This window comes from Saccharopolyspora kobensis (assembly GCF_900108315.1).
Classification (GTDB): Bacteria; Actinomycetota; Actinomycetes; order Mycobacteriales; family Pseudonocardiaceae; genus Saccharopolyspora; species Saccharopolyspora kobensis.
On record NZ_FNVB01000009.1, the window covers coordinates 20,745 to 39,782 of the forward strand.

The following is a 19,038-nucleotide window of genomic DNA, read 5'->3' on the forward strand; positions in this document are numbered from 1 at the left end:
AGGTAAGCCTTACTTGATTTGTTGATCGTGGGGAGAGCGATGCCGGGCCGAGCTGACCAGTTGTTGCCGCTGTCGGCCGCGCAGGCGGGGATCTGGTTCGCACAGCAGCTTGACCGGGCGAACCCGATCTTCAACACCGCCGAACGCGTGGCGATCGACGGCTCCGTGGATCCCGAGCGGTTCGCCGCCGCGCTGCGGCAGGCGGTCGCCGAGGTCGAGGCGCTGCGCATCCGGATCTGCGAGGACGGCGCCGAGCTCGGCCAGGTCGTCGAGGAACCCGCCGAGTTCGAGCTGCCGGTCGTCGACTGCACGACCGCCGCCGATCCCGAGGCCCGGGCGATGGCGTGGATGCGCGCCGACCTGCGCGAGCCGGTCGACCTCACGCGCGGCCAGGCCGGTCGGTTGTGGAGCGCCGCGCTGTTCAAGCTCGGTGAGCGGCGCTGGTGGTGGTACCAGCGGATCCACCACGTGGCCATCGACGGCTACGGCTTCTCGATCCTCATCCGGCGGGTCGCCGAGCTCTACGGCGAGCAGGAGCCCGGCCCGTCGCCGTTCGGCTCGCTGACCGCGCTGCTGGCCGACGAGCAGGAGTACCGGGAGTCGGCGAAGGCCGAGCGCGACACCCGGTACTGGCAGGAGCGGTTCGCCGACCGGCCGGACGTGGTGTCGCTGACCGGCGGCTCGCGGCCCACCGCGCACGACTTCCGCAGGCTGACCGCCGAGTCGCCCGCCGGGACCGCGCTGGCCGCGGCGGCCGAGGAGAGCCGCACGATCTGGCCGGACGCGCTCATCGCCGCCTTCGGCGCCTACCTGCACCGGATGACCGGGGCCACCGACGTGGTGCTGGGCCTGCCGGTGATGGGTCGGCTCGGTTCGGTCGCACTGCGGGTGCCGGGCATGGTCGTCAACGTGCTGCCGCTGCGGCTGCGGATCACCGCCGCGACCACCCGCGCGGAGCTGATCTCGCAGGTCGGCAAGGCCGTGCGGGAGTTGCGCAAGCACCAGCGCACGCGCGCCGAGGACCTGCGCCGCGATCTCCAGCTGCTGGGCTCGGACCGGCCGCTGTTCGGGCCGATGCTCAACATCAAGGCCTTCGACTACGACCTGCGCTTCGGCGACAGCCCCGCCACCGTGCACAACATCGCCGCCGGGCCGGTCGAGGACCTGACCGTCGCGGTCTACCACGACGACGGGCAGCTGCGGTTCGAGTTCGACGCCAACCCGGACCGCTACGGCGAGGCCGAGCTCGCCGCGCACCGCGAGCGGTTCCTGCGGTTCCTCGGGCACTTCGCGGAGTGCTCCGGCGACACCCGGGTCGGCGGGATCGACCTGCTCTCGCCCGAGGAGCGCATCCGGATCCTGGAGGAGTGGAACGCGCCGATCGCCGAGGCCCCGGAGCTGCCCGCGGCGACGCTGCCGCAGCTGTTCGAGGAGCAGGCCGGGCGGACGCCGGACTCGGTCGCGGTCACCTTCGGCGCGCAAGAGCTGACCTACGAGGAGCTCAACTCGCGCGCGAACCAGCTCGCGCACCACCTGATCGACCTAGGCGTCGGGCCCGAGCAGCTGGTGGCGCTGGCCCTGCCGCGCACGGCGGAACTGGTCGTGGCGCTGCTCGCGGTGCTCAAGGCCGGTGCGGCGTACCTGCCGCTGGATCCCGGGCACCCGGCCGAGCGGATCGCCTACATCGTCGGCGACGCCCGGCCGAGCGTGCTGATCAGCGACGCCGAGAACTCGGCCAACCTGCCTGCCGGGATCACCCGGGTCCTGCTGGACGATCCGACGGCGCGGACCGAGATCGCCCGGCACTCGCAGCGCGATCCCAAGGCCGGTGAGCGCGGGCCGTTGACCGCCGAGCACGCCGCCTACGTCATCTACACCTCCGGTTCGACGGGGCAGCCGAAGGGCGTGTCGATCCCGCACCACAACGTGGTCCGGTTGTTCCGCGCCACCGAGCCGTGGTTCTCCTTCAGCGGCGACGACGTCTGGACGCTGTTCCACTCCTACGCCTTCGACTTCTCGGTGTGGGAGCTGTGGGGCGCGCTGCTGCACGGCGGCCGGTTGGTGGTCGTCCCGCACGAGATCAGCCGTTCGCCGCAGGAGTTCCGGCGGCTGCTGGTCGACGAGCGGGTGACCGTGCTCAACCAGACGCCGTCGGCGTTCTACCAGCTCAGCCAGGCCGACCGGGAGGACCCGGCGGGTGAGCTGGCGCTGCGCGTGGTGATCTTCGGCGGCGAGGCGCTGGAACTGTCCAGGCTGGACGACTGGTACGACCGGCACCCGCAGCTGCCCAAGCTGGTCAACATGTACGGGATCACCGAGACCACCGTGCACGTGTCCTACGTCGAGCTGGACCGCGAGCTGGTGGCCCGGCGGGACGGCAGCGTGATCGGCCGCGGCATCCCGGACCTGCGGGTCTACCTGCTGGATTCGTCGTTGCAGCCGGTGCCGCCCGGCGTGGTGGGCGAGCTGTACGTGGCGGGGGAGGGCCTGGCGCGCGGTTACCTCGGGCAGCGCGGCCTGACCGCGCAGCGCTTCGTCGCCGATCCGCACGGCGCACCGGGCACCCGCATGTACCGCTCCGGTGACCTGGGCAAGTGGCGGCCGGACGGCAGCATCGAGTTCCTCGGCCGCGCCGACCACCAGGTCAAGGTTCGCGGGTTCCGCATCGAGCTGGGTGAGATCGAGGCGCACCTGGCCGCGCACCCGCGGGTCCGGCAGGCGGCGGTGGTGGTGCGCGAGGACCAGCCCGGCGATCAGCGGCTGGTCGGCTACACCGCGGGCACGGCGGAGGCCGCGGAGCTGCGGTCGCACCTGGCGGCGCGGCTGCCCGGGTACATGGTGCCCGCCGCGTTCGTGCCGGTGGAGGAGATCCCGTTGACGGCCAACGGGAAGCTCGACGTGCGGGCGCTGCCCGCGCCGGAGTTCGGCGGCGACGCCGGCGGCCGCGAACCGCGCAACGACGTCGAGGCCGGGTTGTGCCGGTTGTTCGCCGAGGTGCTCGGGGTGCGCGAGGTCGGCATCGACGACGGGTTCTTCGAGCTCGGCGGGCATTCGCTGCTGGCCGCGCGGTTGCTGGCGCGGGTGCGCAGCGAGCTCGGCGCCGAGCTGACCATCCGCAGCCTCTTCGACCACCCGACGGTCGCCGGTCTCGCCGAGCAGCTGGGCGCGGTGGATCGCCGACCGGAGCTGCGGCGCGTCGAGCGGCCCGAGCGGATCCCGCTTTCCTTCGCGCAGCAACGTCTTTGGTTCCTCAACCGGCTGGAAGGTCCCAGCGCCACCTACAACCTGCCGCTGGTGCTGCGCATGTCCGGTGAGCTGGACGTGGCTGCGTTGCGCGCCGCGCTCGGCGATGTCGTGCGGCGGCACGAGAGCTTGCGCACGGTCTTCCCGGACGAGCTGGGCGAACCGCGCCAGGAGGTGCTCGACACCGTTCCGGAGCTGACCGTGGTTCACCTTCCGCGGCCCGACGATGCGCAATTTCAATTGAAATCAGACCTCCAATTTCAATTGAAATTGCGGACCTCCCAGGACGGGGTGGTTGGAGCGGGTGTGGTGTCCGATGTGGATGCTGCGGTGGCCGAGGCGGCTCGGGAGGGCTTCGACCTGGCGAAGCAGTTGCCGGTGCGGACGGTGCTCTTCGAGACCGGCGCGGAGCACGTGCTGCTGGTGCTGCTGCACCACGTGGCCGTCGACGAGTGGTCGATCCGGCCGCTGGTGCGCGATCTGTCCACCGCCTACGCGGCGCGGCTGCGCGGCGCGGAACCGGAGTGGGCCGAGCTCCCGGTGCAGTACGTGGATTACTCGCTGTGGCAGCGGGAACTGCTCGGCGACGAGTCCGATCCGGCCGGGCTGGCCGGTCGTCAGCTGAAGTTCTGGCGCGGCGCGCTCGCCGGGCTGCCCGACCAGCTGGAGCTGCCCACCGACTTCCCGCGCCCGGCCGTGGCCAGCCACCGCGGCGATGCGGTGCGCTTCGGGCTCGACGCGCAGCTGCACCAGCGGTTGCGGCAGCTCGCCGGGGAGCACCAGGCGAGCGTGTTCATGGTGCTGCAGGCCGGGCTCGCCGCGCTGCTGACCAGGCTGGGCGCCGGCACCGACATCCCCATCGGGTCGCCGGTGGCCGGGCGCGGCGACGACGCGCTCGACGAGCTCGTCGGGTTCTTCGTCAACAGCCTGGTGCTGCGCACCGACACCTCCGGCGAGCCCGGGTTCGCCGAGCTGGTCGACCGGGTCCGGCAGACCGACCTGGCCGCCTTCGACAACGCCGAGCTGCCCTTCGAGCGGCTCGCCGAAGCGCTCAACCCGGCGCGCTCGCTGGCCCGGCACCCGCTGTTCCAGGTGATGCTCGCCTACTGGGGCGCCACCGATGCGGCCGCCGCCGAACTGCCCGGCCTGGAGACCGCCGTGGACACCGCGGCCGCCGGCGCGGCGAAGTTCGACCTGGCGTTCAGCCTCAGCGAACGCGCCGACGGAGGCGTCGACGGGCTCGTGCAGTACAGCACCGACCTGTTCACCCGGCAGACCGTCGAGGACCTGGCCGCGCGGTTCGTCCAGCTGCTGACCTCGGCGGTGGCCGACCCGGCGACGCCGATCAGCCGCCTGGACGTGCTCGGCGAGGAAGCGCGGCAGCGGGTGCTGGCCTGGGGCGACGCGGTCGGATCGGTCGAACCCGCCGGGACGTTCCCCGAGCTGTTCGCGCGCAGCGCCGAACTCGATCCGGGCAAGACCGCGCTGATCTTCGAGGACGTCGAGCTCAGCTACCGCGAACTCGACCGGCGGGTCACCGAGCAGGCGCAGCTGCTGGTCGAGCACGGCGTCGGGCCCGGCGACGTCGTCGGCGTGCTGCTGCCCCGCTCGCCCGAGCTGATCATCGGGCTGCTGGCGGCGATGCACGCCGGAGCCGCCTACCTGGCGCTGGACCCGGAGTACCCGGTGGACCGGCTCCGGCACATGGTCGACGACGCCGCGCCGCGCCTGGTGCTCACCGACGACCTCTCGGCCGACCTGCCAACAACCCTGCTGAGCTGCGACGATCGCCCGCAGGGCCGCTGGCGGCTGCCGACCCCGCGGCTGGACGACGCCGCCTACGTCATCTACACCTCCGGCTCCACCGGCACGCCGAAGGGCGTGGTCGTGCCGCACCGGGGCATCGCCAAGCTGCTGGCCACCCAGACCGAGCGGGTCGGCATCACCGCGGACAGCCGGGTGCTGCAGTTCGCCTCGCCGAGCTTCGACGTGGCGTTCTGGGAGATGTGCATGGGCCTGCTCAGCGGCGGCACGCTGGTCGTGGTGCCCGCCGACCGCCGGGTGCCTGGCGAGCCGCTGGCCGAGTACGCCCGCCGCCACCGGGTCACGCACCTGGCCATCGGGCCGTCGATGATGGGGATGTTCCCGGCCGACACCGAACTCCCACCGGGGGCGACCCTGCTGTGCGGCGCCGAGAAGGTCCCCTCCGACCTGGTGCTGCGCTGGGCGCGCGAACACCGGATGCTCAACTGCTACGGCCCCACCGAGGCGACGGTGAACTCCACGCTGTGGGACTGCGATCCCGACGCGGTGGGCAGCTCGGTGCCGATCGGCGTGCCCGACCCCGGCGCCCGGCTCTACGTGCTCGACGCGCAGCTCCAGCCGACCCCGCCCGGCGTGGTCGGCGAGCTCTACGTCTCCGGCCTCGGGCTGGCGCGCGGCTACCTCAACCGGCCGGGCCTGACCGCCGAGCGCTTCGTCGCCGACCCGTTCGGGCCGCCCGGCTCCCGCATGTACCGCACCGGTGACCTGGTGCGCTGGCGCTCCGACGGGACGCTGGACTTCGCAGGCCGGGCCGACGACCAGGTCAAGATCCGCGGCTTCCGCATCGAGCTCGGCGAGGTCGAGGCGGTGCTCGCCCAGCACCCGGACGTCGCGCAGGTCGCGGCGGTGGTCCGCGAGGACACCCCCGGCGACAAGCGGCTGGTGGCCTACGTGGTGGGCGGTGGCGATGCCGCCGGGCTGCGCCGGCACGTGGCCGACGCGCTGCCGGACTACATGGTTCCGGCCGCGGTCGTGTTCGTCGACGCGCTGCCGCTGATGCCCAACGGCAAGCTCGACCGCAGCGCGCTGCCCGCACCGGACCTGGGCGAAGCGGTCGGCAACGCGATGCCGCGCAACCCCACCGAGGAGATCCTCTGCGGGCTGTTCGCCGAGGTGCTCGGGCTGCCGCGGGTCGGCACCGAGGACAGCTTCTTCGACCTCGGCGGGCACTCCCTGCTGGCCGCCAAGCTCATCGGCCGCATCCGCGACGCGCTGGGCGTGCGGGTCAACGTCGGAAGCCTGTTCGCCGCGCCGACCGTCGTCGGCCTGGCCGAGCGGCTGCACGACGGCGGCGGCCGGGACGCCCTGGAGATCCTGCTGCCGCTGCGCACCTCGGGCAGCAAGCCGCCGCTGTTCTGCGTGCACCCCGCGGCCGGGCTGGCCTGGCCGTTCTCCGGGCTGCTCAAGCACATCGACGAGGAGCGGCCGATCTACGGCATCCAGTCGCGCGGGCTCGCCGAGCCGAAACCGGTCGCGGCCAGCCTGCACGAGATGGCCGCCGAGTACCTCGAACACGTCCGGCAGGTCCAGCCGCACGGGCCGTACTACTTCCTCGGCTGGTCCTTCGGCGGCGTGGTCGCGCACGAGATGAGCACCCACCTGCAGCAGCAGGGCGAGGAAGTGCGGTTCCTGGGCATGCTCGACTCCTACCCGAAGGACGTGTGGGACGAGCTGCCGACCGAGGAAGAAGCGCTCAAGGCGCTGCTCTACATGGCGGGCTACGACCTCGCCGAGCTCGGCGAGCAGCCGCTGACCAGGGCGGACGTCATGACGATCCTGTCCGCCGAGGGCAGCGCGCTGGCCAACCTCGAACCGCACAGCATCACGGCGATCATCGACAACTTCGCCAACTGCGCGGTGCTGGAGAACGAGGCCGACCACGCCGAGTTCCGCGGCGACGTCCTGTTCTTCACCGCGACCGTCAACCCGGCCAAGGAATCGCTGACCGCGCAGATGTGGCAGCCCTACGTCGGCGGCGCGGTCCGTAACCACGACATCGCCTGCGAGCACAAGGACATGACGCAGCCCGGGCCGCTGGCCGAGATTGCCGCGGTGGTGGACCGGGAACTCGGCGAGGTGGACCGGGTGAGCACCGAAGGAGCACGACGATGACCAACCCGTTCGAGGATCCGGCCGCGGAGTACTACGCCCTGATCAACGACCAGGACCAGTACTCGCTGTGGCCGCGGGCGATCGCGGTGCCCGCCGGGTGGACCGTCGCGCACGGCCCGGCCGACCGGGCGTCCTGCGTGGACCACATCGAGGTCAACTGGACCGACATGCGGCCCGCGCGCTGAACGCGATGCTGCGCCAGGTGAGTCCTCAAGCAGCGGTCTGCGTCTGCTACGTCGCGGCGATGTTCATGAACGGCATGGACGCGACCATCGTCAACGTGGCGCTGCCCGCCATCGCCGCGGAGTTCGCGGTGCCCGCCAGCGCGACGTCCGCGATCAACGTCGGGTACCTGGTCAGCCTCGCCGTGTGCATCCCGGTGTCCGGCTGGCTCGGCGACCGGTTCGGCACCAAACGCGTGTTCCTCAGCGCTTTCGGGATGTTCGTGCTGGCCTCGGCGCTGTGCGGGCTGGCGGCCGATCTGCCGCAGCTGATCCTCGCGCGCGTGCTGCAAGGCGCGGGCGGCGGCGTGATGAGCCCCGTCGCGCTGACCATGCTGTTCCGCGCTTATCCGCCGGAACAGCGGATCCGGTTGTCCCGCGTGCTGCTGCTGCCGACCGCCGTCGCTCCGGCGCTCGGCCCCGTGCTGGGCGGCTTCTTCGTCGAGAACTTCACCTGGCGGTGGGGTTTCTACGTCAACCTGCCCGTCGGCGGGCTGGCGCTGCTGTTCGGCGCGCTGCTGCTGGCCGAGCACGTCGAGGCCCGGGAGAAGCGCTTCGACCTGCTCGGTTTCGCGCTGGCCGCACCGGGTCTCGGGCTGGTGATGTACGCGCTGGAGTCGGTCGCGTCCGCCGGGCCGGGCTCACCGCACTTCTGGGCCGCCGGACCGGCCGGGCTGATCTGCCTGGGGCTGCTGGTCAGAACCCAGCTCAGAGCCCGCGAACCGATGCTCGACCTGCGGCTGTTCGGCGACGCCTCGTTCCGCCGCGCGAGCCTGATCCTGTTCGCCTGCGTGGCCGGATTCCTCGGCACGCTCTACGGGTTCACGCTGATGTTCCAGCAGGGGCTGGGCGCGTCGGCGTGGGAGACCGGGCTGGTGACGCTGCCGAAGGCGATCGGGCTGATGATCGCCTCCCAGCTCGTCGGCTGGGCGCACCGCAGATTCGGGGCGCGCCGGGTGATCGCGACCGCCATGCTCGGCGCGGCGATCTCCTTCGCGCTGCTCAACGCGGTCAGCGCCGGGGATCTCTGGTTCGCCGCGTTCGTGCAGCTGCTGACCGGTTTCTTCGTGGGTGCGGCATCGGCGGAGCTGCAGGTCATCGCCTTCAGCACGATCGGCAGATCCGCCACCGGCGGGGCGTCGACGCTGTTCAACGTGCAGCGGCAGGTCGGTTCCGCGCTCGGCGTCGCGCTCACCGCCTGCGTGCTGGCCGCTGCGCCGGGCCTGGTCGGCTACCAGCTGGCGATGCTGGTGTCGGCCGGGTTCGCGCTGATCGGGATGCTCCTCGCCTTGCGCATCAAGGAGATCGAGCCGGCGCGACAACCCGTTGCCGCGGCTCGCTGACGGCCTGTCTGAGGAGCTCGGTTTGCGTAGGTGGTGGATGCAAGCGGCTGCCGCCGCTTATCACGGCGAGTTCGGCATCCGCCGACAGGCGGTAGGAGATCTGAGCCACCGCGGGGCAGACAACGACCTTGCTCTATGGTTAGGCTTGCCTTAACTGACATGATCGTTGGTGGACAGGAAGGAACGCATGGCCGATGGGTACCGCGGACCGACTCCGGCACAGCCGGCCCCCAGCACGCGATCTACAGGTGCTGCGCACCGCTGAGCTGAGCCCGTCGATGCGGCGGATCACCCTGGGCGGCGAGGAGCTCGAGGGCTTCCTGGACCAGCACACCGGCCCGAACATCAAGGTGTTCGTGCCGCAGCAGGGACAGCAGCGACCGGTGCTGCCGGAACTGGACGACGAGACCGGCCGCTACCGCTGGCCCGAGCTGCACGAGCGCCCGACCATGCGCACCTACACCGTCCGCCGCTACGACGAGGCCCGCGGCGAGCTCGACGTGGACTTCGTGATGCACGGAGCCCACGGGGTGGCCTCCAACTGGGCGCGCAACGCCCGGCCCGGCGACCACCTCGGCGTGATGGGCCCCGGCGGCAAGACCTGCCGGGCCGCCGACTACTACCTGCTGGTCGGCGACGAGACCGCGCTGCCGGCGATCTCCAGCATCGTCGAGGGCCTGCCGCCCACCGCGCGCGGCCAGGTGCTCGTCGAGATCGGCGACGCCGCCGAGCAGCAGCACGTCCAGTGCCCGCCGGACCTGGAGTGGACCTGGCTGCACCGCGAGGGCGTCGCCGCCGGCCGCTCGCAGCTGCTGGTGGACGCCGTCCAGCAGCTCGACGTGCCCGTCGACGTCGACGTCTCGGCCTGGGTGGCCGGGGAATCCGGCATCGTCCGCGGCATCCGCCGCCATCTGCGCAACGACCGCGGCATGGACGCGAAGTCCGTGCTCGCCATCGGTTACTGGAAGTACGGCCTGGCCGAAACCGAGTACCACGACAAGCACAACCACGACCGGGACTGACGGACGTGTACGGGGTCCGGCGCGAATCACCGGGTTCGCGCCGGCGTATCCGCGTGCCCGAAAACAGGGCACCAGCGAGGCGAGGGGACAACGTGTCTGCGAGCGAGGAAGTCCACGACGTCCTGGGGATCGGTTTCGGGCCGTCCAACCTGGCGCTGGCCATCGCGCTGGAGGAGCACAACCGCACCGCGTCGGGGGACGGCCGGCTCTCCGGGCTGTTCTTCGAGCGCAAACCGGCCTTCGGCTGGCACCGCGGGATGCTGATCGAGGGCACCACCATGCAGGTGTCCTTCCTCAAGGACCTGGTCACCATGCGCAACCCGGCCAGCGACTTCTCGTTCCTGAGCTACCTGCACGCCAAGGAGCGGCTGGCCGACTTCATCAACCACAAGACGATGTTCCCGACCCGCGTCGAGTACCACGACTACCTGGAGTGGGCGGCCGAGCGGGTGTCCGAACTGGTGCGCTACGACACCGAGGTCGTCGAGCTGCAGCGGGCCGGTGAGCACTTCGAGGTCGTCGTCCGCCACGGCGGGCGGCTGGAGGTGCACCGGGCGCGCAACGTCGTGCTCGCGGTCGGGCTGGAGGCGAGCCTGCCCGCCGGGGCCGAGCTCGGCGAGCGGGTGTGGCACAACCTCGACCTGCTGCACCGCGTCGGCGAGCTGACCGAGGCGCCGCGCCGCTGCGTGGTGGTCGGCGCCGGGCAGAGCGCCGCCGAGGTCACCGAGTACCTGCACCGCACCTTCCCGGCGGCGGAGGTGTGCGCGGTGTTCAGCCGGTACGGCTACAGCCCGGCCGACGACAGCCCGTTCGCCAACCGGATCTTCGACCCGAAGGCGGTGGACGACTTCCACGTCGCCTCCCCCGAGGTCCGCCGCGAACTGCTGGACTACCACCGCAACACCAACTACTCGGTGGTCGACCTCGAACTCATCGAGGAGCTCTACGCGCGCGCCTACCAGGAGAAGGTGCGCGGCGAGCAGCGGCTGCGGGTCCTCAACGCCTCCCGCGTCCGCGACGTCGCGCCCCGCGACGGCGGGGTGGCGGTGACCGTCGAGTTCCTGCCGTCGGGCGAGCGCGCGGAGCTGGACGCCGATCTGCTGGTGTACGCCACCGGATGCCGCCCCCGCGACCCGTTCCCGCTGCTCGGGGACACCGCGCAGGACTGCGAGCGCGACGAGCAGGGCCGCCTGCAGGTGGAGCGCGACTACCGCCTGCGCACCAGCGCGGAGCTGCCGGGCGGGATCTACCTGCAGGGCGGCACCGAGCACACCCACGGGCTGACCTCGTCGCTGCTGTCCAACGGCGCGGTCCGGGCGGGCGAGATCCGCGACTCGATCCTCACCCGCCGCAGCCGCGCGCGGGCGGCCGAGCCCGACCGGGCGGTCAGCTTCGCCTGATCCCGGCTTGTAATCGCGGGCACAGGCGGGAACAACGCCGCGGGCGCTGTGGTTGCAGCGTTCGATGGACACCAATGCGACTCCGGAGCGCGCCGAGACCGGCAGCGCGACCGCCGATCAGATCAAGGGCGTTGCGCGCGGGGACTCGCCGGTCCCGCTCTCGGTGCTCGACCTGTCCACCGTCGGCGTGCAGCACAGCGCGTCCGACGCGCTGAGCACCACCACCGAGCTGGCCCGCAGCGCCGAGGCCTGGGGCTACCAGCGGATGTGGCTGGCCGAGCACCACGGGATGCCCGGCATCGCCAGCTCCGCTCCGGCGGTCGTGATCGCGCACCTCGCCGCGCACACCAGCACGCTGCGGCTGGGCTCCGGCGGCGTGATGCTGCCCAACCACGCGCCGCTGGTCGTCGCCGAGCAGTTCGGCACCCTGGAGGCGCTGCACCCCGGGCGCATCGACCTCGGCATCGGCCGCGCGCCCGGCACCGACCAGGCGACCGCCCGCGCCCTGCGCCGCACCACCGGCCCGCTGTCGGCGGACGACTTCCCGCAGCAGCTCGGCGAGCTGATGGCCTTCCTCGGCGACGACTTCCCGATCGACCACCCCTACGCGGCGATCCAGTCGGTGCCCAACGGGCCGGTGCCGCCGATCTGGCTGCTCGGCTCCAGCGGCTTCAGCGCGCAGCTGGCCGGCGCGCTGGGCCTGCCGTTCGCCTTCGCGCACCACTTCAGCGCGCAGAACACGCTGCCCGCGCTCGACCTGTACCGGCAGTCCTTCAAGCCCTCGGCGGTGCTGGACGAGCCGTACGCGCTGATCGGCGTGCAGGCGGTGGCCGCCGACACCGACGAGGAGGCGCTCGACATCGTGCGCCCGGTCGCGCTGAGCATGCTCCGGCTGCGCCGCGGCATGCCCGGCAAGCAGCCCACCCGGCAGGAAGCGCGCGAGTACCCGTACACGGAGCTGGAGCAGAGCTTCGTCGACAGCTGGCTGGACGACGCCGTCTACGGCTCGCCGGAGACGGTCCGCGCGGGCCTGGACGAGCTGCGCGAGCGCACCGGCGTCCAGGAGCTCATGCTGACGGCCAACATCCCCGACCGGGACACCAAGCTGCACTCGTTCGAACTGGTGGCCAAGGCCTACCGGATGATCTGACGCTTTATCGGATTTTGCGTGGCGGTGCGGGTGGCGGAACCTCGGACGCCTCCTGGACTGCGGGAGCCCGTTCTGATGTGTCCGATGCGCGGCGAACGGGCTGTCCTCGCCGGCGACGTCTGAGAACCCGCGGCGGTGCGAGTTGCGGGGGTGGGCCAAGCGGCTGCGCCGCTTGGCGGACAAAGCCCAGGAACCAGGGCCGAGGACAGGTCCCGAGCGACCGCCCATGGTGGGCGGGACCACTCTTGGTCGAGGTCCGGCGCGGGTGTCGGTTTCGCGTGGCGTACGGTCTATTGACACCGGTGTTTCTAGGCACGAGGCGGGATTGAGGGATTGGCGTGAAGCCTGGTGTGCTGATCTTCTACCGGATCATGGCGTACGTCACCGCGGTGCTGTTGATCCTCCTGTGCGCCGCGATGGTGCTCAAATACGGCCACTTCGCCGGGTTGTGGGACGAGGGCAGCTCGACCCAGCAGCTCGGCACCGACTGGACCTTCCGGATCGGTGTCGCGCACGGCTGGCTGTACATGGTCTACCTGCTCGTCGCCGTGGTCGCCACGACCCAGCTGCGCGTTCCGATCGGCCGCATGCTGCTGGTGCTGCTCGCGGGCACCATCCCGTTCGGCGCCTTCTTCGCCGAGCGCAAGGTGACGCACTGGCACGAGCTGCGGTTGGCGGGCAAGCCGCTGACCGAGCCGCACACCCGGACCGCGAAGGAATCGCCGGCCTCATGACAGCAACCCACGAGTCCGCACCCGCCGAAGCCGCGCCGTCCACCGGGCGCCGCCGCGGTGTGGTCGCCGCCTACTTCGCGCTGACCAAGCCGCGCGTCATCGAGCTGCTGCTGGTCACCACGATCCCGGCGATGTTCCTCGCCCAGCGCGGCGTCCCGTCGTTGTGGTTGGTGGCCGTGACGCTGGTCGGCGGCGCCATGTCGGCGGGCAGCGCCAACGCGCTCAACTGCGTCGCGGACTCCGACATCGACGCGGTGATGCACCGGACCAAGAAGCGCCCGCTGGTGCGCTACGAGGTGCCGCGCCGCAACGCGCTGATCTTCGGCATCGTGCTCGGCATCGCGTCCTTCGGCGTGCTCTGGGCCGGGGCGAACCTGCTGGCCGCGGTGCTGGCCACCAGCGCGATCCTGTTCTACGTCTTCGTCTACACCCTGGTGCTCAAGCGCCGGACCTCGCAGAACATCGTGTGGGGCGGCGCCGCGGGCTGCATGCCGGTGGTGGTCGGCTGGGCCGCGGTCACCGGCACCGTGGAGTGGCCCGCGCTGGTGATGTTCGGCGTGGTGTTCCTGTGGACGCCGCCGCACTTCTGGTCGCTGGCCATGAAGTACAAGGACGACTACGCGCGCGCCGGGGTGCCGATGCTGCCGGTGGTGGCCACCACCCGCCAGGTGTCGGCGCGGATCCTGGCCTACAGCTGGGCGACGGTGGCCTGCACGCTGCTGCTGGTGCCGGTGACCAGCTGGGTCTACGTGGCCTTCGCGGTGCTGGCCGGGGCCGCGTTCCTGATCGTCGCGCAGCGGCTGCACGCCGCGGTGCGCAACGGTGGAGCGGTCAACCCGATGAAGCTGTTCCACCTGTCCAACTCGTACCTGGCACTGCTGTTCGTGGCCATCGCGGTGGACGCCGCGATCGGCCTCCCGGTGCTGGGCTGAGCCCCCACCACGGCGGATCGACGGGCCGTTCACCTCTCCGGAGGTGAGCGGCCCGTCGGCTTTCCCGCGGTTTCCGGCTCGTTCTGCTCAGCGGTGCGGGTGGCGGAACCTCAGCGCAGGACGGGGAAGACCGGTGGGGTGCCGCGGCCGGTGGCGGCGTCGACGAGTGCGACCGGGTCGGCGGTCTCGGTCAGCAGCCGCACCGTCTCGCGCAGCGGGGCACCGGCCATCGGGCCGGGCACCGGCAGGTCGAGCGCGGTCGCGATGTCGAAGTAGTGCACGACGGCCTCCATGAGGAAGATCCGCAACGCCTCCTCGGCGGAGACCACCGCGAACCCCATGTAGTCGACCTTGCGGTCCAGGTCCGTCTCGCGCAGCGCGGCGATCACCTTCGGCGCGAGGTCGGTGAACTGCTCGACCAGCTCACCGGCTCCGGCCCGCTGGATCGCCGTGGTGCGCACCTCCTCGCGGGTCTGGTCGGCGATGCCGCCCGGCCGCTGCATGAAGGCGAGCAGCTCGGCGGCGGTGGCGTGGCTCATCGGAGCGGTCGGTTCCGGCGCTTCGAGACCGGCCGCGGTGCCTGCGGGGAAGTCGCAGTGGTGGGCGTAGACGTCCCGGACGGTCCAGTCGGGCAGCCGGGTCGGCCGCTGCCACTGCTCGCCCGCCAGCACGCGGCCCAGCGCGGCCCACCCCCGCCAGGCCTGGTCCAGTGCGTCGACGATCATCCGGCTCCGATCAGTTCGAAGGTCACGCACGCCCGGCCGCCGAAGCGGGCCGCGTGCTGCTGGGCCGATTCCACCACGATGCGGCGCGCGTGCTCCTCGGCCGGCTCGTCGCTGAGGGCCTCCAGGTAGGTCTGGTGCGCGGCCAGCGAGGCCACCCCGCGTTCCAGGACGTCGGTGATGTCCACCGCGTGCGTCGGGTGCGGCGAGGCGGCGACGGCGACCCAGCGGACGCCCTGCCACGGCTCGTAGCCCTGCTCGACCAGCTCCGGGAAGATCCAGCGGTTCCCGGCGTCGGCGACCGCGTCCAGCGCGGCCCGGCCGACCGCGCGGTGGTCCGCGCTGTTCCAGCTGCCGGGCCCCCACGAGTCGTGGTGGTTGAGCGTGATCACCAGGCCGGGCCGGTGCTCCCGGATCGCGCGGCACAGGTCCCGGCGCAGCTCCGGGCCGTACTCGATCACCCCGTCCCGGTGGTCGAGGAAGTCCACCGAGTGCACGCCGACCTTGGCCGCGCTCGCGCGCTGCTCCAGCTCGCGCAGCGGCGCCGCCTCCTCCGGTGCCACGCCGTCGATGCCCGCCTCCCCGCGGGACACCAGCAGGTAGGCGACGTCGCGGCCGGACGCGGTCCAGGCGGCGACCGCGCTGGAGCAGCCGTACTCCAGGTCGTCGGGGTGCGCGACGATCGCCAGCGCCTGCTGCCAGTCCGTCGGCACGGGTTCGAGCTGATCGGTCATCCGGTTGCCTCCTGGAACGCTTCGGGTGTTCCGAGTGTCGCGCAGCACGAGCGGTTCGCGCCGGTGCCGCCACCGGTTTTCCGGCGCGGTTGGGAAATGCGCTCCGCACCAGCGGAAACCGGATCTCACGACATGCGGGCGGTGTGTCGGATTCGCTCCGGAATTGCTTTCCCCAGCTTTTCCGCGACGGCTATCCGGCAATTTCGCGCAGTGGCATTTCTACGCCACCGCGGCCTCGGCGATGACCGGCCGCAATACGTTCTGGAGCACCGTGATCCGGACGGCTAAGGAGGTTGGTGCAGATGAACCTGCCCAGAACGCTGCGGCCCGTTGTCGGTCTGCTCATCGCTTTCCTGCTCGCGCTGGGCGTTCCGGTGGTGGCCTCGGCCGCCCCGGAGGCGAACGTGCGGGTGGTCACCTACGACGCGAGCCAGGCCGCCGAGTTCCGCGACGTGGTGGACGCGGGCGCGCAGATCTGGAACGACCACGTGCAGAACGTGCGCTTCGAACCGGCCGCAGGCGGTGCCGCCGACGTCGTGGTGCTCGCCGACAACGGCTGGCCGCGCGCCGAGGTCATCGGCCTCGGCAAGGGCCGGGTCTGGATGGGCCGCCAGGCGGTCAACGAGGGCCACGACACGCTGCGCATCGCGGCCCACGAGCTCGGCCACATCCTCGGCCTGCCGGACAACCGCACCGGGCTGTGCGAGGACCTGATGTCGGGCGCCAGCGCCGGGCCGAGCTGCAAGAACCCGAACCCGAACCCGGTGGAGATCGCCGAGGTCGAGCGCAACTTCGCGCAGGGCGTGAACCTGGAGCGGCGGGTGTACACCGAAGACGTGCTCGCCCTGCGGTGAGCACGCGGGCTGCGGCGGTCATCGCCCCGATCGCCGCAGCCCGCTCACCTTCGCAGGTCAGGCCCCGTGCGCACTTCCTGTTGCCATGGCGACAGGAAGTGCGCACGGGTCTCGTCCTGAACGCGGGGCGGAACCGTTCGCGCCGCTGCACCGTCGAAGTCGCCGAAATCCCACTCCGGTCCGGGTGGGACGGGGCTAGTCTTGGTGATCATCATCCGGTCACCGGACTGGCCGGTCACCCGTGCGACGACGGTGAGCAACGAGGCGGGCGAAGCGATGCGCGACGAGCCAGAGAAGGACGAACAGCGCGAGGAGGCTGCGGTTCTCGCGCCTGCCGACGCGCCGGATGCCGAGGTGTCCGAAAGCCCGGCGCCGGAAACCGCTGATCCGTTACCCGCCGCGCCGGAGGCGCCCGCCGAGGAATTACCCGGGGCCGATCCGGTCGCCGAGCTGACCGCAGCGGTTTCCGCGCTCGCCGAGCAGATCCGCGAGCACCACGACCGGGCCGCCGCGCGGGAGCGCGTCATCGACAAGCTGCACGCCGAGGTGGAGCGGTTGCGCGCCGGGGAGCAGAACCTGCTGCTGCGCCCGATCACCACCGACCTGCAGAACCTCCGCAAGGACCTGCTGCACCAGGCCCGCGCCCTGCCGCCCGAACCGACCAGGGAGCAGGTCGCCGACCTGCTGGAGTCCTTCGCGTTGAGCGCCGAGCAGGCGCTGGAGCGCTGCGGCAGCGCACCGATCCGGCCCGAGGCCGGCGCGGAGTTCTCCGCCCGCGAGCACCGGGCCGTCAAGATCCTCCCGGCCGAAGCGCCCGACCAGCACGAGCGGATCGCGCTGGTGGTCTCCGACGGCTACCTCGACACCACGACCGACCGCGTGACCGTTCCCGCGCGCGTGCACGTGTACCGCTGGAGCGCGCCCACCGGGGACAGCCGCGAGCAAGAGGGGATGAACGCCGATGTCTGACGGCGACCTGCAGGTGTTCGGCATCGACCTGGGCACCACCTATTCGGCCATCGCCTACGTCGACGAGACCGGCAGGCCCTCGGTGTGCCGCAACACCGACAGCAGCGAGACGACGCCGTCGGTGGTGTTCTTCGAGAACGAGTCGAACGTGGTGGTCGGTTCGGTGGCGAAGAACTCCGCGATCATCGACCCGGACCGGGTGGTGTCGCTGATCAAGCGGCAGATGGGCGGCGACGCCGAGTTCGAGTTCGACGGCAGCACCTACACCCCGGAGTCCATCTCGGCGCTGATCCTCAAGCAGCTCGCGCAGGACGCCGCCGCGCACACCGGTGGTGAGGTGGCGCGCGCGGTGATCACCGTGCCCGCCTACTTCGGCATGCAGGAGCGCAGCGCCACCAAGCAGGCGGGCACCATCGCCGGGCTCGACGTGATCGGCATCGTGCCCGAGCCGGTGGCCGCCGCGCTGCACTACGAGGCGACCACCGGGGCCGACGACAAGACGATCCTGGTCTACGACCTGGGCGGCGGCACCTTCGACACCACGGTGATCCGGGTGTCCACCGACGAGATCGTGGTGGTGTGCACCGACGGCGACGACCACCTCGGCGGTGCGGACTGGGACCTGCGGCTGCGCAACCACCTGCTGGCGAAGTTCCAGGAGCAGGTGCCCGACGGCACCGAGGTGGAGGACGACGAGGAGTTCCTGCAGTCGCTGGCCACCACCGCCGAGGACACCAAGAAGCAGCTGTCCAAGGCGGAATCCCGGGCGGTCGCGCTGCGCGGCGCCGGGGTCAGCGCGCGAGTGGAGGTGACCCGCGCGCAGTTCGAGGCCGAGACCCGGGACCTGCTGGACAAGACGGTCGACATCGTCCGGCGCACGCTGGGCACGCTGGAGTCCAAGCAGCCCGGTGCGAAGATCGACGAGGTGCTGCTGGTCGGCGGCGCCACCAAGATGCCCGCGGTCGCCGAGCGGCTGCGCGCCGAGTTCGGCTGGGACCCGAAGCTGCACGACCCGGACCTGGCGGTGGCCAAGGGCGCCGCGCTCTACGCGCTGGGCCGCGTGGTGCACCGGGAGGCCACCGAGGAGGGCTCGGCGGGCGTCTCCGAGGCGGTGCGCACGGTCGCGAGGCAGACCGGGATTTCCGAGCGGGCGCTGGAGAACCTGGCCGCCAAGCAGACCCGCAACGTGCTGCCCAAGGCATTCGGCGTGAAGCTGGTCGACACCTCCGACCCGGACTGGCGCAACAAGCCCGAGCGCTTCCTGGTCCGGCACCTGGTGCACGCCAACGACTCGCTGCCCACCGAGGAGCGCACGCTGGAGGCGTTCACCGTCGAGGAGGGGCAGACCGGCGTGAACATCGAGCTCTACGAGCAGTCCGGTGTGGTCGCTGGCCCGGATCTGGCGGAGAACAAGGAGATCAGCGAGGGCAAGGGCATCATCGACGGCTTGCCGCCGCTGCCCGTGGGGTCCCCGGTGAACATCCGCATGACCGTCGACGACGAGGGCCTGCTGGAGCTGACCGCCACCGAGCCGTCCACCGGCAACTCGCTGGACATCAAGGTGCGCGTCAGCGTCCGCAGTGACGAGGAGGTCGCGGCGGCCGCGCGGAAGGTCGCGGGCATCACCGTCACCGGCTGATCGAGCGGCCGTGTCAACCCAAGTGCTGATCAACCGCGCCTCGGGGGAACGTGGCGCGAACCAGTCACCAGAAACCGCGAAGCGCAAGATCAACCGCCGAACGCAACCACCACTGTGAATCGCAGAGAGGCGGGACTGG

13 protein-coding genes are annotated in these 19,038 nt (G+C 71.5%); 11 read left to right on the forward strand and 2 right to left on the reverse strand.

Annotated elements, in window-relative coordinates; translation table 11 throughout:
• The first annotated feature begins 39 nt into the window (after window positions 1-39).
• The 8 genes from C4T78_RS27345 (at window position 40) to C4T78_RS27380 (ending at window position 13,981) form a co-directional block, all read left to right on the forward strand.
• Window positions 40-7,179, forward strand: coding sequence for a non-ribosomal peptide synthetase (locus C4T78_RS27345; RefSeq protein ID WP_093351298.1), 7,140 nt, complete (start codon window positions 40-42; stop codon window positions 7,177-7,179).
• Entirely contained in the window at window positions 7,176-7,364 is a 189-nt protein-coding gene (locus C4T78_RS27350) for an MbtH family protein (RefSeq protein ID WP_093149908.1), read from the forward strand. Before C4T78_RS27345 ends, C4T78_RS27350 begins: the two co-directional genes overlap by 4 nt.
• 17 nt (window positions 7,365-7,381) lie before the next feature.
• Entirely contained in the window at window positions 7,382-8,743 is a 1,362-nt protein-coding gene (locus tag C4T78_RS27355; RefSeq protein ID WP_235863469.1) for an MDR family MFS transporter, read from the forward strand.
• 248 nt (window positions 8,744-8,991) lie between these two features.
• Entirely contained in the window at window positions 8,992-9,765 is a 774-nt protein-coding gene (locus C4T78_RS27360; RefSeq protein ID WP_235863470.1) for a siderophore-interacting protein, read from the forward strand.
• 92 nt (window positions 9,766-9,857) lie between these two features.
• Window positions 9,858-11,165, forward strand: coding sequence for a lysine N(6)-hydroxylase/L-ornithine N(5)-oxygenase family protein (locus tag C4T78_RS27365; protein WP_093351305.1), 1,308 nt, complete (start codon window positions 9,858-9,860; stop codon window positions 11,163-11,165).
• 64 nt (window positions 11,166-11,229) lie between these two features.
• Entirely contained in the window at window positions 11,230-12,315 is a 1,086-nt protein-coding gene (locus C4T78_RS27370; RefSeq protein WP_093351308.1) for an LLM class flavin-dependent oxidoreductase, read from the forward strand.
• Window positions 12,316-12,653: 338 nt separating this feature from the next.
• Entirely contained in the window at window positions 12,654-13,049 is a 396-nt protein-coding gene (locus tag C4T78_RS27375) for a DUF3817 domain-containing protein (protein WP_093351310.1), read from the forward strand.
• On the forward strand, window positions 13,046-13,981 hold the full coding sequence (locus C4T78_RS27380; RefSeq protein ID WP_093351313.1) for a heme o synthase: 936 nt from the start codon (window positions 13,046-13,048) through the stop codon (window positions 13,979-13,981). Before C4T78_RS27375 ends, C4T78_RS27380 begins: the two co-directional genes overlap by 4 nt.
• Window positions 13,982-14,091: 110 nt before the next feature.
• Here C4T78_RS27380 and C4T78_RS27385 read toward each other — a convergent pair whose 3' ends face one another.
• Together C4T78_RS27385 and C4T78_RS27390 are read right to left on the reverse strand one after the other, a co-directional pair.
• Window positions 14,092-14,706 carry a maleylpyruvate isomerase N-terminal domain-containing protein gene (locus C4T78_RS27385; protein ID WP_093351315.1) on the reverse strand — a complete coding sequence of 205 codons (615 nt, stop codon included), beginning with the start codon at window positions 14,704-14,706 and terminating at the stop codon, window positions 14,092-14,094.
• The gene (locus C4T78_RS27390; RefSeq protein WP_093351318.1) at window positions 14,703-15,437 is read right to left on the reverse strand and encodes a PIG-L deacetylase family protein; all 735 of its coding nucleotides are present in this window, start codon (window positions 15,435-15,437) and stop codon (window positions 14,703-14,705) included. The genes C4T78_RS27385 and C4T78_RS27390 overlap by 4 nt, the downstream gene beginning before the upstream one ends.
• A 302-nt stretch (window positions 15,438-15,739) precedes the next feature.
• On the opposite strand from C4T78_RS27390, the gene C4T78_RS27395 reads away from it, so the two are divergent.
• From C4T78_RS27395 to C4T78_RS27405, 3 genes are all read left to right on the forward strand, one after another.
• Complete coding sequence (locus C4T78_RS27395) at window positions 15,740-16,291, forward strand: snapalysin family zinc-dependent metalloprotease (RefSeq protein WP_093351321.1); 552 nt, start codon at window positions 15,740-15,742, stop codon at window positions 16,289-16,291.
• A 204-nt stretch (window positions 16,292-16,495) separates the two neighbouring features.
• Window positions 16,496-17,260 carry a nucleotide exchange factor GrpE gene (grpE, locus tag C4T78_RS27400; RefSeq protein ID WP_235863505.1) on the forward strand — a complete coding sequence of 255 codons (765 nt, stop codon included), beginning with the start codon at window positions 16,496-16,498 and terminating at the stop codon, window positions 17,258-17,260.
• Complete coding sequence (locus C4T78_RS27405) at window positions 17,253-18,899, forward strand: Hsp70 family protein (protein WP_093351324.1); 1,647 nt, start codon at window positions 17,253-17,255, stop codon at window positions 18,897-18,899. The genes grpE and C4T78_RS27405 overlap by 8 nt, the downstream gene beginning before the upstream one ends.
• Window positions 18,900-19,038 lie beyond the last annotated feature (139 nt).

Coding starts and splice junctions, on each gene's coding strand:
- C4T78_RS27345 (WP_093351298.1), top strand. CDS start 40: ATGCCGGGCCGAGCTGACCAGTTGTTGCCGCTGTCGGCCGCGCAGGCG.
- C4T78_RS27350 (WP_093149908.1), top strand. CDS start 7,176: ATGACCAACCCGTTCGAGGATCCGGCCGCGGAGTACTACGCCCTGATC.
- C4T78_RS27370 (WP_093351308.1), top strand. CDS start 11,230: ATGGACACCAATGCGACTCCGGAGCGCGCCGAGACCGGCAGCGCGACC.
- C4T78_RS27380 (WP_093351313.1), top strand. CDS start 13,046: ATGACAGCAACCCACGAGTCCGCACCCGCCGAAGCCGCGCCGTCCACC.
- C4T78_RS27385 (WP_093351315.1), bottom strand. CDS start 14,706: ATGATCGTCGACGCACTGGACCAGGCCTGGCGGGGGTGGGCCGCGCTG.
- C4T78_RS27390 (WP_093351318.1), bottom strand. CDS start 15,437: ATGACCGATCAGCTCGAACCCGTGCCGACGGACTGGCAGCAGGCGCTG.
- C4T78_RS27395 (WP_093351321.1), top strand. CDS start 15,740: ATGAACCTGCCCAGAACGCTGCGGCCCGTTGTCGGTCTGCTCATCGCT.
- C4T78_RS27405 (WP_093351324.1), top strand. CDS start 17,253: ATGTCTGACGGCGACCTGCAGGTGTTCGGCATCGACCTGGGCACCACC.